This window comes from Armatimonas sp., from assembly GCF_031410135.1.
Taxonomy (GTDB): domain Bacteria; phylum Armatimonadota; class Armatimonadia; order Armatimonadales; family Armatimonadaceae; genus Armatimonas.
Map to the genome: position 1 here is coordinate 1 of NZ_JANNYP010000556.1, position 14,576 is coordinate 14,576.

Genomic DNA, 14,576 nt, shown 5'->3' on the forward strand with positions numbered 1-14,576 from the left:
CTGTTCACACGCCCTGCATCCCCAGCGAGCAGTCGCTGGATCTCATCCACATTCCCCGTAATCGCAGCGGCATGAATCGCGGGCAGCTGCTCGGATTTAAGATGGGGTAGGGCAATCAGCCCCAGTGCGAATGTACGACGGTCCATATTTTTGTTATACTACACCATGCTGCAAAAAGACGATAGCTGGCCAGACTTCCGTGGCCCCCAATTTGACGGACACAGTCCAGCCATGGGCATCCCCAACGAGTGGAGCGAGACCAAGAATGTTCAGTGGAAAACTGCCTTTCCGGAGACTGGCTGGTCCTCGCCAGTGGTTTGGAACAAGCAAGTCTGGCTAACATGCGCCACCATGAATGGCAAAGAGCAGTCCGCACTCTGTTTTGACCGTGATACAGGCAGGCTCCTCAAAAAAATCCTAGTCTTCCGCAATGAGAAACCGCAGTACGTTCCGCTGTCCAACAATACCTACGCCTCACCTTCGCCGGTTATCGAGAAAGGTCGTGTCTATATCCACTTTGGCACGTTTGGCACCGCCTGCATTGATACCAAGACATTTGACATTCTCTGGACGCGCCGCGATCTCAACTGCGAGCACTCCCAGGGCCCAGGCTCTTCTCCCTTCCTCTTTGGAAACTCCCTGATCCTGACCTACGATGGTATGGATGTTCAGTTCTTAATTGCCCTCGACAGCCGCACCGGAAAAACGCTCTGGAAGACGGAGCGCAACACGAGCTTTGGGACAGAAGATGGAGAGCAGAAAAAGGCATTCACGACCCCCTATCTCTACACGCGAGGTAAGCGCCAGGAGCTGGTGAGCGTTGGAGCACGAGCCGCGTGTGGCTACGATCCGAAAACTGGCAAAGAGCAATGGCGTCTCCCGCACACCGGCTTCTCGAATTCCTCGCGCCCGATCTTTGGGAAGGGCCTGCTCTTTCTCAACACGGGCTTCAATCGCCCGGAGCTCTGGGCGGTGAAAACGGATCGGCCAAGTGGCCCGACAGCTGATGACATTGTCTGGCGCTTCAGCCGAGGTGTCCCCATCCTCAGCTCACCGGTTCTGGTCGGCGATCTTTTGTTTTTTGTGGCGGACTCGGACATGTTCACCTGCCTGGAAGCGACAACGGGCAAAGAGGTCTTTAAGGAGCGGCTCGGGGGACGGTTCTACGCCTCGCCTGTCTTTGCCCAAGGACGGATCTATCTCTTCAACGAGCGAGGAAAAGCCTGGGTGATCAAGCCTGGACGCGCTCTGGAGATTATTGCGCAAAACGAGCTGGAAGCGGGCTGCCACGCCTCTCCCGCGTTTGCGGGAAAGTCCATCTTTGTCCGCACGAGCAGTCATCTCTACTCGCTAGGCAGTGGTGCAACAAGCTGAGGTGCGGTTCGTGCGGTGAGCAGCGCGACAGCGATCAGTAAGTCGGCAGCGTAGGTAATCTTGGGATTGGGAGTGGTGCTCTCTAGGAGATGAACCCCACGCCCCAGTCGTCGAAGAAGGCTTGCGTCGTCGGTGGCGATAAAGCCTTCCGTACGCGCCGACAGATGCGCTCGGCGCAGCAAGTCGGTCTGGAAGCCCTGTGGTGTCTCCACGGCCATGAGATCCTTCCGATCTACCAGCTCACCACTGCGGCGCATGAGGGTATCCGTAACGGTACGAACGACCGTCATTGCCTGATGAATCCGGGTCGCACCAACGGCCTCCGAGATCAGCTCGGTGGTGATGCAACAGCGCGCCGCATCGTGCACGAGAACGTACTCGGTGCCAACCGCATCGAGGCCACGTCGGACGCTTTCCTGGCGCGTACTGCCTCCCAACACGACCGCCTGAAGCTTGCCTTTGGCATACTGGTCGCCAAGCTCCCAGAGCCTATCGGAGTCGCCTTCACTGCCGACCAATACGATTCGCGTGATATCGTCACACTGGGCAAAGGCTTCCAGGGTCCAGGCGAGAATGGGCCGTCCCAAAAGATCAGAAAGAATCTTGTTCTGCTCGCTACCAAAGCGCTCCCCCCGCCCGGCGGCAGGGAGGAGAGCAGTAACGGCAGGTTGATTTCTCATGGAGGATGACTACGAGCGGTGTGTTCTCGTGGGAGTACGTGGCCCTCGCGTGTAGGAACGAATATTACGATCGTAGTCGGTGCCGCCATCGTCTTCACGCATGTGGGCAAAGATCATCTTCCCTGCCGTTGTCTGAAGGAGCGAGGAGACAATGACATCCGCAGTCTCCCCAAGTGCCTTCCGGCCGCCTTCAATCACGATCATGGTTCCATCATCGAGATAGCCAATTCCCTGGTGCTGCTCCCGGCCTTCCTTTACCACAGCAACGCGCATCTCTTCACCAGGAAGCACGATCGGCTTGAGGGCATTCGCCAGCTCATTGATATTCAGAACAGGGACACCTTGAAGCTCCGCGACTTTATTGAGGTTGAAGTCATTGGTCACCAGTGAGCCATTGAGCGCTTTAGCCAGCTTGACAAGCCGCGAGTCCACTTCCTCTTTTTCCGGGGCCATCTTATCGTAGCTGCGCACCACCAGAGTCAGCTCTTTTTGCATCTGGTTGAGAATGTCCAGCCCCCGCCGTCCCCGAGCTCGCTTGAGGCCATCAGAGGAGTCGGCGATATGCTGAAGCTCATCGAGCACGAAGCCAGGGATATAGATCGTCCCCTCGACAAAACCCGCCCGTGCAATGTCTGCGATGCGTCCATCAATGATGACATTTGTATCCAGAATCTTAAATACCGCCGGAGGAAGTGTCTCTTCGACGTCTTCTTTCGGGGAAGAGGGCATGTAAAAGTGTAGCTCTTCGCGCATAGACAGCGCTGCCGCAGTGGTGAGGTAGCTAAGAATCACTCCTGTCAAGAGCACAATCGCCACTGCCATAGGGGTATTTTTCCCCGATGCCTGAAAGATGACGACAGAGATCGCCACGGTCAAAAAGATACCAAGTGCTAAACCTAGACCAATCGCAATCTTGTCTCGTGCGGACATATTGCGCATCTGATCACCGAGGCTCTCGATCTTTCGAAAGATAAAGCGTCCCAGTGCAAACCCAAAGATAACACTAGAGAGACCAAAGACCAACCAGTAGATCCAGCGCTGATTATCCGCTAGCACATTCTGGCTTCGAAGATTATCAAAAACTAGATTAGAAGCATATAAACCAACCCCGATTGCAAGCCCTGTTAAGATCGCCGTAAAGGTTAAGCGCCAAATTTTATTATTCATGTGTGTATCTCATCCTATACGGTTCGGGCTCGCTTAGCCGTTCCCGCCTTTGGCCAAGCGAATGCGCGCTTGTGCTCTCCGCATGCTTGCCATGATCTCGGCGCGATCCGTGGCTTCGGTGCTGTTCATGAGCTCACGGGCACGAACCAGAGCGGCCTCTGCCCGGCTGACATCAATCTCATCATCGAACTCTGCGGTACTTGCCAGGACCGAAACTTTGGCCTTACCGACATCGAGAAATCCGCCCGCTACCACGAGCTGGCGTGTCGAGCCATCGGCGAGGCGTACCACACACTCTCCTACTCCGAGCTCTGCCAGAAGGGGCGCATGCCCTGCCAGCACACCCAGGCTTCCCTCAACCGAGGGAACCTGTACCGATGAGACTTCGCCAGAGAGCACCGTCTTTTCGGGTGTCACAATATCTAGTTGAAACGTCGCAGCCAAGTTTTCTTTTCCTCAAAATCTCTCAATGAGAGCATACTTAGCCTGCATTGTACCACTACCACGCCAAGAACTTACTCACGAATGGTATGAATCTTGCGCTGTAAACTACCGAAAATGACACTTGTGAGCGCCTTCTCTTCCCTCCCACGGATCGGCTTTATCTTTTCCACCGAAGTCGGCCTAAAAACGCAGTATCAGAACTGGCGTGAAGCAATGGCGCGGCTCACGCCCCGCCTGGATCCCGAGTGGATTGTCATTGATTGGTACCGTCCCGATGGATTTCTGGAGAGAATTCCTTTTCTGCCGGGTGGCATCGTCGCACGCATTCGCTCACAGCAGCAGTTTCTACAAGGATTTCATAAGCAGCGCTACGACGGTCTGCTCATTGGTGCCCCCGCGATTGCCTATAACCGTCCTCGCCTCCTTGCACGACAGCCGTACTTTGTCACCATTGACTGTACCCCTCGGCAGCTTCATAGCATGGGCTCACTCTATAACAAGCGGCCTAGCTCTATCCTGCCTTACGAGAACTGGAAAGAGGCGCAGCGGCGGACATTCTATCAGCAAGCCCGGTTCCTCTTTCCCTGGTCGCACTGGGCCGCAGAGAGCATGGTCAACGACTACGGTGCAGATCCTGCCCAGCTTGAGGTCATTCCACCGGGCATTGACCTGAGCCGCTGGCAAGCTCCTGAGCGCATTCTCGGAGATACGGTTCACTTGCTCTTTGTGGGGGGAGATTTTGTGCGCAAAGGCGGAGACTTGCTTCTGGAGTGGGCACAAAAAACTTCTAAGCGCAACTGGAAGCTCCATATCGTCACCCGAGACCCGGTGCCGCTGAACCATCCACAAGTGGAAGTCTACCGAAACCTCGGCCCGAATGATCCCGCTCTGATTGCTCTCTACCAACAGGCACATCTCTTTGTCCTGCCCACACGCGGGGACTGTTACTCTCTGGCGGGAATGGAGGCACTTGCTTCAGGCTTGCCCGTTCTTCTTGGTCATGTGGGTGGCACGGGCGACATTATCCGCGACGGTGAGACGGGCTATCTCTTGCCTCCTGGTGATCGTTTTGCCCTCACAGATCGCTTGGAGTTTCTGCTGAGCAACCCGGAGCGCCTGCTTCCGATGGGAGCTGCCGCGCGTCAAGATGCCGAACTGCGCTACGATGCGACTAAAAATGTCGGGCGCATTCTTGCACGAATCCAACAGTCTCTCGCCACAACTCTGTAGAGCCGGTAGAATAGGTGCCGTGAAGCATCCCGATACCCTCACTAATGAGATTGAGAAACTTTTAGGCAGGGCTACCGGCGATGCACTGATTGGGGCATCGGGCATTGACGATGATCCGCTTCTGACTCGCTGGGTGATGCGGATTGGCGAGGAAGTGGCGGTTCACTCCGATCGCTTAGACACCAAACCCGAGTTTGTGATCCTAGGCAGCGATGTCGCCAATGCCCTGACTCTTCCTGGCAGTAAAGTTCTCGTGACACGCGGCCTGCTCGATGAAGTGACTAGTGACGATGAGCTAGCAGGGGTCTTGGCCCACGAGTGCGGACACATCGCCAAGCGCCATGCGTGGCAGCAGCTACAAAATAACGGGCTCTTTGCGCTCCTTCTCAGTCTGGTTCGTCCCAAAAGCGAGGTAGTACGCCAAGGGGTAGTGGTGCTGAACTTACTTCGTGCCCTTGCCCAGAGCCGTGAGAACGAGTACCAGGCCGATGATGTTGGCTTGAAGTTTGCCACGGCAGCCGGCTACGCTCCCGCGGGCCTTCTTCATTTTATTCAGACCATGGCCAGTGGCCCCATGGCAAAGTGGGAAGAGTACTTCGCAACCCACCCACCGGGAACCAAGCGCAATCAGCGAGGGAGGGAGCAGTCCGTCGTTCGTGAAGCGGACGCCGATAGCCGTGCCGCTGTCGCCGCCGGTTTTGACCGTCGTGGGCTCTCCGGGCTTGCGGAGCAGGTGCGCCAGGGACAGCGCGATCCTCTCACCCTAGCCCCACCAACGCCCCGCTCAGGTTACTTACGAGACGAGCGCCGTTCCCTTGCCGAAGCCGCCTCAGGGCAGCAAAAGCGCCTGCTGGCAACCTACAAGCCGCTGGTCACTAGTAGCACGCTCCAGCAGCTCTTGCTTCTGACGGCACAGAGCCAGGATATTCGCTTTATCGCCCTCTCCACCCATGCCTACCTGCTCCAGTTTCATATTCAGGATGTCTACGCCCGCTCGGTGCGCCTCTTGCGGCTCGCGATGCCGGTCTGGGAGGATCTGGTGCCGGAGAACAGCGATCGCGACACGCCTGATCAAGCACGTGGACGAAGTGAAGTGCAGGAAGCAATACGCCGCGTTGCGGGAACGCCCGAGCCGCTTCAAAAGGCCAGTAAAGCAGCACTTTTGGCCCTTTCAGACTTGCATCTGGGACGATTCTACAAGCTCGATTCCGGGGCGCAGTGGACCCGGATTGCTGCCATCGAAGGGCTGATTCGTTACGCGGAGAGTGAGCTCTCGCGCGCCGACAAAGCGGCAGGAATTGGCTGGCGCTATCTGGCTCTGGCCCGTATCCGCCGCTACCAGTGCCGCCTGGATCGCCTGGTGCCGGAAGACGATAAAACCAGCCGTTCTCTCTGGCAGCAGCTCATCGAAGCGCGGCTCGGGCAGGCAGTTACCGGGGAGGGCTCAACCGGAGAAGCCAGTGTCCGAGCAGCACTCGCGACACAGCGCCAAGTCTCGGAGACCATGGTTGCCAAAGGACGCGGCAGCCTTCTCTGGGCAGACTGGGTGGCACAAAATCAGGGAATACCTGAAAATATTGCGACGATCCTGCGTCTCTTAACGCTGGACATGGAGCGGGAGCTAGCCGCACGAGCGTATTTGCGGCGGAAGGAATAGGATGCAGAAGCTGCGCTGGGTACTTTGGGTGATGATCGGAATTGGGGCACTGGCAGGGATCTATGGTGCCGCGCTGCGCTACTCAGCGGAGTCAAAAAACCGGACGGTCGAGCTCGCCATAGATATGTCGGAGCTTCAAAAACTCGCGACCTCTGAAGGCAAGCCACTCAAGACAATACTCCAGCGCTTTAAAGAAGCAGGCGTGTCGTCCGTGGCAATCACGGAAGACACGCTGGGCTCTCTTGAGGAAAACCGTCGGGTCGAGGTTCTTCCGACGGCCATCAACAATACCACCTATCTGATAGCCCACCAGCGCAACTTTGACCGGATTGTCGCGGCCCTACAAAACCGTACCCATCTCGGTAGTCAGATTAGCCTTCCACCTGGGATTGGCAACACTAACCCCATGGATGCTGGGATGAATATCCCCCAGACCTTCCAGAGCCTTAAATCCCTGGGCGTGGGCCTTGACTACAGCCTGATCCGCGCGGCACGCGAAGCGAAGCTGGGCGTGGTGGGACGGGTGATGAACAACAGCAACCCAACCGACGAGAGCATTAGCTGGACACTTCTCCAGCTAAAAAAACAGCGTGTTACTACCGTGATTTTCTCAGGCGATGATGTCCTGGGCTACGACAGCCAGTTAAAAACTACCGCGAGTGCGCTTCGCACACACGATATTAACTACGGTGCGGTTGAGTTTACGAAGATGAAAGGCGACTCGGAGCTGCACCGTGTGGCGGCAGATCGCACCATCCGTGTCCATACGATCCCTGGCTCGGAGATGGCCACAGCCACGATCCCTGACAATGTCCAGCGTTTCTCCCTTGCTGCCCGTGAGCGCAATATTCGCTTGCTCTATGTCCGCCTTTTTTTGGAGAAATCGCACCCCCTGGACGAGAATGCTCGCTACATCGAGCAGATCGTTATGGCGGTTCGGCGCGGTGGCTTTACGCTGGGCTTTGCCCATCCCTACACGGAGGCGAGTACCCCGCGCTGGGCCAACGCGTTGATCGGTTTAGGACTTGCCGCGGCCTTACTCCTTCTTGCGGATTGCTTCGCAGGGATTCTTTCGCAACCCTCGGAGCGTGTCTCGTTACTCGTCTTTGTGGCCGCGCTTCTCCTCATCCCACTGGCGGTATTTCTGCCCAAGCTCGCGGCACTCTCCGCAGCCATTCTCTTTGCGAGCCTCGCGGTGGTGCAGCATGACCTACTCTCTCCTATCCCCTATGGAGAGTCACCCCTTCAGACCGTTCTTCAGCGACTGCTGCGCGTGTTGGGCTACACAAGCCTTGGCATCATCGTGGTTGTCGGGTTGCTCACGGATCGGGTTTTCCTGGTAAAGGCCGATGCGTTTGTGGGGATTAAGGCAGCGCTCTATCTGCCACTGCTGATCGCAACTCTCGCCTGGGCCGTGGACCTCCGAGCAAGCTCCCCCGCGGAGCTCTGGAGTAGGATCCGCCTGCAAGTGCAGCGGCTCGCACGGCTGATTTACGAGCCGATTCTTCTCTGGCAAGTACTGGCATGTCTGGCCGCACTGGTTGTCTTGGCGATGCTCTGGCTGCGCTCGGGCAACGACGGCGCGGCAGTGGTGAGCGGCTTCGAGCTGCGCTTTCGGGACATTCTGGATGCCACGCTCCCGGTTCGCCCGCGCTTCAAGGCGACTCTGTTTGCAGCCTTGATGCTAGGGATGTACTTCTGTGGGCGCAAGGAGCGGCTCTGGGGAGTTCCGCTGTTCCTCCTCGGTGTGATCGGGGTAACGGACTATCTCAACACGTTCTGCCACCTCCACATTCCCCTCCTTGTGAGTGTCATCCGCGACTTCCTCGGAACCCTGATTGGGGTTGCAATTGGAACAGTGGCAATTCTTGTTTGGGAAGCACGTGGGAAGCGGATAAGCCGTGCGGGAGACCGTGCGTGAAGATCGCGGCTCTAGGCTACTATGGCTTCGACAACCTTGGGGATGAGGCCGTGTTGGCAGGGATTCGGACGACACTCAGCGGCGCGTTCCCCACGGCATCGCTGCTCGTACTGACCCATGATGCTGCCGCGACCGCGTCTCTGCACCCCGGCGTACAGACAGCCAACCGCTGGCGCTGGCGGGATGCCCTCACGGCGCTTCAGGGAACGGACTTATTTGTCTTTGGCGGAGGCAGTCTTCTGCAAGATGCGACCAGCGCCCGCTCGGTGCTGTGGTACGCCCTCATGGCGCTCCTGGCCCGCAAGAAAGCCAAACGCGTGCTCTGGTGGGGCCAGGGAATTGGCCCGCTCAACGCACCGCTCTCCCAGAAGCTGGTGCGGGTGATTGCCAACCAGGCCGATGCCATCACGGTGCGCGATGAGAAAAGTGCGCAGCTTTTGAAGGAAATCGGCGTACGGCGGTCTATTGAAGTAGTGGCCGACCCTGCATTCGCTCTTAATCCCTCGTCTGTGTCTCACTTGTCCCAGCCGCCGGGAACGCTCGTGGCGCTACGTCACTGGCCTGGTGTCTCCCCAGAGACTCTGGCGCGAGCTACGGCCTCCCCGACAACACTGGCAATCCCGATGCACCTGCCCGATGATCTTACGGTTCACGCCGATCTCCCCAACTTTGACTGGCGACGCGAGCAAGTCTCGGTAGAGGACGTCCTAGGACGCTTTGCCGTCGCCGAGCTGACCGTGGCGATGCGGCTACATGCCCTGATCTTCTCGGCCCGCTGCGCCACGCCGTTTGTCGCGCTCTCGTATGACCCCAAAGTCGCCGCTCTTGCCAAGGCTGCGGGCCAGGAAGATGCCCTGCTCTCTGCCATGGAGGCCACACCCAAGAGCTTACGGGAGACGATCCAGCGAGTTCGAGAGACCAGCGCCACGCGCCGAGAGAGCCTCCATGCTTTTGCCCAGGCCGAGCGGACTCGTGCACAGCGCCCCGCGGCGCTTGCCAAAGAGTGGTTCTCATGAGAGTGATCCTCACACGTTCTCTCTTTCTCGCCGTGCTCCCTCTTGTCGGAGGACTAGCTTGGGCGCAGGAAACCGATCTCAAGCAGACCACGGAGACCAAGCAGGAAACGGAGACGAAGCAAGAGACCGAGAAAAAAGAGGAGAAGAAGAAGCGCGATCAGTTTCGACTGAACTCCACCCAGATGGGCGGCGGGCTAGGTGGCGGGTCACGCGATGGCAAGACCTTCCCCGAGCGCCTGATCGGGCCGCTGGGGAAAGATCTCAATGCCTACGGCAACTGGGTTCTGACACTGCGCAGTAACCAGGTCTCGGGCAGTGCCTCCGCCAAGCAGTGGTTTAATTTTCAGAACAACAACCAGTTCTTCAACACCACCAGCCTTGGGCCGTTTCAGCAGCAGCTCGACATGACCCTGATGGGGAGTGTCTTCAACGCCGTTCAGGTCAATACCAGCCTCACCAACAACCGGGTGGCGGCGCAGACCAGCCTCGCGCAGCTCCTGGGCTTTGAGTACGAGAGTGCCGACAAGCGTACCAAGGCGGCTTTCGGGGATGTCAATGCCAATCTCCCTGGCAACGAACTGGTAACTTTCTCACGGCGGCTGGTGGGGGTGCAGTACGAGAGGAAGCTCGGTGGTAATCGCTCGCTCTCGACCGTGGCCTCCATCACACGGGCTCTCACACGCCGGGGTAGTTTCCAGGGCAACGGAACAACGGGGCCGTACTATCTTAACGCCTCCCAGATCATCCCGGGCTCGGAGAAGCTCTATCTCAATGGCCAGCTCCTGGTGTCCTACGAGGACTACGAGCTCGACAATATCCTCGGCACCGTGCGGATGAAGAAGAGCCGGATTCTCAACCGTGAGGACACAATCGAGTTCACGTACGAGGCGCAGAATTTTAACACGTCTGCGGGAATCTTGACCGGGATGCGCTTTGAGTCCCCCACTACTATTGGATCCAATGGACGGATGGGAGTCACGCTTCTGCGCCAGACCGCCAATAGTGCCGGGAGGGCCAACCGGCCCGTAACTCAGTACTTCGCGGTCTCTAGTGATCTCGCCTCGCGCTACAGCCTGCCCTCCCCGATTCAGGCAAATACGCCCGTGGAGGTGCGCTACCAGGAGCGCCTGCTGACCGAGGGGGTCAATGCGGACTATATTGTTAATCGGGATCTCAACTTTATCCAGCTCCGTCGCTCTTTGCCCGCCGATACCGCTCTTCTGGGGATCTCGTCGCTCTCGGTGAACTACACGCCGGTGCCTCAACAAGGAGTCGGAGGGGATCGGCAGGTTCTGGGGCTCGATACCCAGTTCTCGCCGGTGGTGGGCTCACGGTTCAATGTCCAGTTTGGGCAGAGCCAAGGAATCACCAAACAGAGCTCGGGCAATGGCTTGATCATCAATGGTAGCTTCGGGCCGGGTGATACCCCTGTCGTGATGGAAACTCCCAGCTTTGGGAGTAAGGCTCTTGAGAGAAGCACCACCACTCCCGTTGCCGCACCAGGCGAGCGCTTCAAGCCGACTTGGAGTGGCACGGTGGGATTTCGCAACATTGATCCGGGCTTCTCCAGTATCGAGTCCACGGCAGCCGCACTGCTCCGTGCGGAGAAGGGCATACGAGGAAGCTTTAACTACTCCCCAACACGCAACCTGGCCTACGATGTTACCGTCAATGACTCGACGATCACGCAGAACAACACGACCACAACCGGAACCACCACAACCCCGACCACAGCCGCGACAACCTCGTTCAAGAACCAGACACTGAACTTTGGCGCGGGCTGGACACCCAACGCGGGCCAGCGCCTGCCTCGTGTACGATTCACCCATGCCGGAACCACCCAGGGGAGTGGCACGAATGCGGCCAACTTTATCAGCGATCAGCTCGCCGCCACCTACGATCTGCCCAAGGGAAGCCTGGAGGCGAGTTTATTCCGCTCCCAGTCCAAGGGGCGCAGCATCTTCGCCAATGGCTACACCAACACGGTTGGGACGGGTAGCTCGGGCAGCTCAGGGGGACTTTTAGGCGGCTTCCGAGATGGGACAAACACACAGACCACCACGAACTCGTCGTCGGACAGTGCCCAAGTACGCCTGAACCTCTCCCCGCGCCCGAACCTGACCTTCGCCACCAGTATCGGACTGACAAGCAATAACTCCGGCGGCGGGAAGTTCTCGGGTCGAGACACATCGTTCTCGACCACGTACTCGCCTATCCCCGAGAAAGTCCAGCTCCAGTTTGATCTGACCGACACGACCAATGGTCAGAACCTCTCGGGGTTCTATAACAATAACAATGGCACCACTCTGGGCGGCTCGTCCACGGGCCAGCGTACCCGGTCGCAGAACTTCCGCCTCTCACTAACGCCCAACCAGCGCCTTCGGGTAGAGGGCGGCTACATCAACCAGCTCTCGCTGATCCCCGGCTACGACAATACCCAGAGTGCCACCACGGACATTTCGATGGACTACGGGCTGACCGACAAGGTGAAGGTTCTGGGACAGTGGAGCAAGCAAGGAACGAGCTACGTCGGCAATGCAAGCGACTCGGACAACCAAAACTACATTCTTCAGACGACTGCGGGGCCGTTCAAGCGCATGAACTTTATCGCCAGCGCGTCCCGGATGAACTTTGGCTCGACCCTGACGGGCCAGAATAGTGGCACTGGCCTTGGTACGATTGGGAGTGGGCTAGGCGGTGGCCTAGGATCGGGTGGCCTGACCAGCGGCTTTGGGCAGCAGGGACTGACCAACACGTTTGTCCTACGGAGCACGTACGCCGTCAGCTTTACCCAGCGTGGCAAAGACAAGAGTGCCCCTGGCCGCGAGACCCCCCTGCTTCCTTTTCTGGAGTGGCGCATCCTCAACGCCTCCAGCCCTGAGACCACGGGAACGAATCCGGGGGGGGGTAGTGGAACGGGAGGCGGGACGTCGGCGTTTCACAACGCGCTCAACTACAACAACAACGAAGTCCGCCTCGGCACGGAGTGGGGCGTGAGCAGCCTGCTCTCCGCCTCGTTCGATATCCGCTTCATCCAGATGACAGACCGCGACGCCCCGAGCTTCTCCTACCGCGCCCGAACTCTCAACTTCGATCTCCGGGCGCGGTTCAACTAGAACCCATCCCGCTACTTGAACCCATCCCCCCGGCCCCCTTCCCTCAGGGCAAGGAAGGGGGAGATGGAGGGGGTTTTCCTAACCCTCCCTGCCCTGAGGGAGGGTGGCTTGCAGTGAGGAACGAACGAAAAGCCGGGTGGGTACTAGGTGGGTACAAGTGCCTTACACCACCAACACGACTTTGCCAAGTTTGCCGGGCTGCATCACGGCCACTTGGGCTGCCACGGCTTTCACAAGCGGGAACGTGCTTCCCACGACGGGGCGCAGGGTACCATTCTCTAAGCCAGCATAGAGCGCGGCATGAATTCCGGCAAGCTCATCCGGCGGGACATTGAAGAGAGTCATCCCTAAAATCGCGGCGTCCCGGCTCATGGTCTCCCGAGGGTTGATCTCGATACTGCCGCGATTGCCGATCACCACCACGCGACCAAAGCGGTTCAGCGCGGTCAGGTCATGGGCGAGATTGACATTGGCCAGCATCTCTAAAATCACGTCGAAGCTCTGACCGTCCAAATAGCCCTCTTGCGTGTGATCCAGCGCCGTATGTGCCCCCTCGCGCAGGATCAGCGCACGGCCCTCCGCAGTGCTTGCCGTGCCCGTGACATGCATTCCCAGAGACCGTGCGAGCTGGCAGGCCGCAATCCCCACGCCTCCGGAAGCACCATGAACCAGCACGCGCTCCCCGGCTCTTGCCTGCGCCCGCCCCACCAGAGCACGGTAGGCCGTGGCATACGGCACGTTGATCCCCGCCGCCTGCTCAAATGAGACGGAGTCGGGCAGAGGAAAGGTCAGGGTGGCCTCCGCGAGACACTTTGTCGCATAGGCTCCGGTCTTGGTTCCAGCGGCATAGACCCGCTGGCCGATAACCAGCCCCGTCACCCCCTCGCCCAACGCTTCAATCACTCCTGCCGGATCGAGCCCTGGTGTGAACGGCAGCGGACGCGGCCCGTAGGTGCCCGAGCGGATGTAGGTGTCTACCGGATTGACCCCGCTGGCCTTTACCGCGATCAAGACCTCGCCTGGGCCTGGCGTGGGATCGTCCACGGTGTCGAGCTGGAGCACCTCCGGCCCGCCAAACTGATGAAAACGTATTGCTTGCATACCTTACCCTCTGTGATCCCCGCGATTAGAACGAGGGGACTGGAGAGCTAAAGCTACGAAGGGCGTGTCGCCCATTCCGAGTTTACGGATTCGTATGGCCGGAACGGCCTTTGCAGCGCGGCGCTCTCCAGTCCCGCCCCTCTAACGGGCGGGACTACTTGATCAGCCCCCAGCCCATCATACGACCGAGAATATCGTGAATGACTTTCGCAGGAGAGCCCATCGCGTCCACCCGCTCGATCTTCTCCGGTGCGTAGAAGTTCAGCACCGGACGAGTCTCATCGGTATAGACCTGCCAGCGCCGCCGAATCACCTCTTCCGAGGCATCATCGAAGCGGTTCTCCCGCAGAGCACGGCGGCGCAGGCGGGCCATCATCTCGGCCTCGTCGGTGCAGACCAGATGAAAGACGCGCTCAACCTGGATATGCTCCTCCATGATCTTGGCCTGCTCCAGGTTGCGTGGAATCCCATCGAGAATCAGCAGGTCCAAGTCGGGGCGGTAGCGGTGCGTGTCCACTTGCGCGTTGCAGGTAACTTTCCAGAGCTTGACGGTGGCATCATCGGGCACCAGCTCCCCACGCGAAGAATAATCAGTGAAGATCTTTCCTAAATCCGTGGAGAGGTCAATGGTGCGGAAGACATCGCCGCAGGCCATGTGAAAGAAGCCCGGAACGGCCCCCAGAACTTTTCCAATCGTGCCCTTCCCGGAGCCAGGACGACCAAAAAGCAAGATCGTACGATAGCGTTGTGACATAACGAAACATTTTACCGCCAATAAACAAAACAAGCCTGACTATCGATCAGGCTTGCAGGGCGATTGCATATCAATTCGTCAGTATCCTCTCCAAAAACGTATCATCCCAGCCCGCT

At 58.4% G+C, this 14,576-nt stretch carries 11 protein-coding genes; 6 read left to right on the forward strand and 5 right to left on the reverse strand.

All coding sequences use genetic code 11. The features are described 5' to 3' along the window. The first annotated feature begins 165 nt into the window (after positions 1–165). Complete coding sequence (locus RMO15_RS20520; protein WP_309716274.1) at positions 166–1,374, forward strand: PQQ-binding-like beta-propeller repeat protein; 1,209 nt, start codon at positions 166–168, stop codon at positions 1,372–1,374. Here the strand turns inward: RMO15_RS20520 and ispD are convergent. From ispD to atpC, 3 genes are read right to left on the reverse strand one after another with little or no spacing between them, the layout of a single operon-like run. Further along, positions 1,344–2,054, reverse strand: a complete 711-nt coding sequence (ispD, locus tag RMO15_RS20525) for a 2-C-methyl-D-erythritol 4-phosphate cytidylyltransferase (protein WP_309716279.1) — start codon at positions 2,052–2,054, stop codon at positions 1,344–1,346. The two genes, RMO15_RS20520 and ispD, sit on opposite strands and share 31 nt — an antisense overlap. Before the next feature lie 9 nt (positions 2,055–2,063). Further along, positions 2,064–3,221 (reverse strand): PIN domain-containing protein, encoded by a 1,158-nt coding sequence (locus tag RMO15_RS20530; RefSeq protein ID WP_309716282.1) that lies wholly within the window; start codon positions 3,219–3,221, stop codon positions 2,064–2,066. Between the two features lie 33 nt (positions 3,222–3,254). Continuing rightward, positions 3,255–3,665, reverse strand: coding sequence for an ATP synthase F1 subunit epsilon (gene atpC, locus RMO15_RS20535; protein ID WP_309716285.1), 411 nt, complete (start codon positions 3,663–3,665; stop codon positions 3,255–3,257). A gap of 114 nt (positions 3,666–3,779) precedes the next feature. Between atpC and RMO15_RS20540 the strand changes: the two genes are divergently transcribed. From RMO15_RS20540 to RMO15_RS20560, 5 genes are read left to right on the forward strand one after another with little or no spacing between them, the layout of a single operon-like run. Next, positions 3,780–4,895: a glycosyltransferase family 4 protein gene (locus tag RMO15_RS20540; RefSeq protein ID WP_309716288.1), complete on the forward strand. Its 1,116-nt coding sequence runs from the start codon at positions 3,780–3,782 to the stop codon at positions 4,893–4,895. Between the two features lie 19 nt (positions 4,896–4,914). Next, a complete protein-coding gene (locus RMO15_RS20545) occupies positions 4,915–6,552 on the forward strand; it encodes a M48 family metalloprotease (RefSeq protein WP_309716296.1) in 1,638 nt (545 codons plus the stop codon). A 1-nt stretch (position 6,553) separates the two neighbouring features. Then, positions 6,554–8,473, forward strand: coding sequence for a DUF5693 family protein (locus RMO15_RS20550; RefSeq protein ID WP_309716303.1), 1,920 nt, complete (start codon positions 6,554–6,556; stop codon positions 8,471–8,473). After that, entirely contained in the window at positions 8,470–9,489 is a 1,020-nt protein-coding gene (csaB, locus tag RMO15_RS20555; protein ID WP_309716307.1) for a polysaccharide pyruvyl transferase CsaB, read from the forward strand. The genes RMO15_RS20550 and csaB overlap by 4 nt, the downstream gene beginning before the upstream one ends. After that, a complete protein-coding gene (locus RMO15_RS20560; protein WP_309716313.1) occupies positions 9,486–12,605 on the forward strand; it encodes a hypothetical protein in 3,120 nt (1,039 codons plus the stop codon). The genes csaB and RMO15_RS20560 overlap by 4 nt, the downstream gene beginning before the upstream one ends. Before the next feature lie 162 nt (positions 12,606–12,767). Here the strand turns inward: RMO15_RS20560 and RMO15_RS20565 are convergent, their stop codons facing one another. Together RMO15_RS20565 and RMO15_RS20570 are read right to left on the reverse strand one after the other, a co-directional pair. After that, on the reverse strand, positions 12,768–13,706 hold the full coding sequence (locus RMO15_RS20565) for an NADPH:quinone reductase (protein WP_309716317.1): 939 nt from the start codon (positions 13,704–13,706) through the stop codon (positions 12,768–12,770). A 154-nt stretch (positions 13,707–13,860) separates the two neighbouring features. After that, entirely contained in the window at positions 13,861–14,460 is a 600-nt protein-coding gene (locus RMO15_RS20570) for a nucleoside monophosphate kinase (RefSeq protein WP_309716323.1), read from the reverse strand. Positions 14,461–14,576 lie beyond the last annotated feature (116 nt).

What these genes read in the sequence shown, in the direction of transcription:
- RMO15_RS20520 (WP_309716274.1), top strand. Translation starts at nt 166, where the DNA reads ATGCTGCAAAAAGACGATAGCTGGCCAGACTTCCGTGGCCCCCAATTT.
- ispD (WP_309716279.1), bottom strand. Translation starts at nt 2,054, where the DNA reads ATGAGAAATCAACCTGCCGTTACTGCTCTCCTCCCTGCCGCCGGGCGG.
- RMO15_RS20530 (WP_309716282.1), bottom strand. Translation starts at nt 3,221, where the DNA reads ATGAATAATAAAATTTGGCGCTTAACCTTTACGGCGATCTTAACAGGG.
- RMO15_RS20540 (WP_309716288.1), top strand. Translation starts at nt 3,780, where the DNA reads ATGACACTTGTGAGCGCCTTCTCTTCCCTCCCACGGATCGGCTTTATC.
- RMO15_RS20550 (WP_309716303.1), top strand. Translation starts at nt 6,554, where the DNA reads ATGCAGAAGCTGCGCTGGGTACTTTGGGTGATGATCGGAATTGGGGCA.
- RMO15_RS20560 (WP_309716313.1), top strand. Translation starts at nt 9,486, where the DNA reads ATGAGAGTGATCCTCACACGTTCTCTCTTTCTCGCCGTGCTCCCTCTT.
- RMO15_RS20565 (WP_309716317.1), bottom strand. Translation starts at nt 13,706, where the DNA reads ATGCAAGCAATACGTTTTCATCAGTTTGGCGGGCCGGAGGTGCTCCAG.
- RMO15_RS20570 (WP_309716323.1), bottom strand. Translation starts at nt 14,460, where the DNA reads ATGTCACAACGCTATCGTACGATCTTGCTTTTTGGTCGTCCTGGCTCC.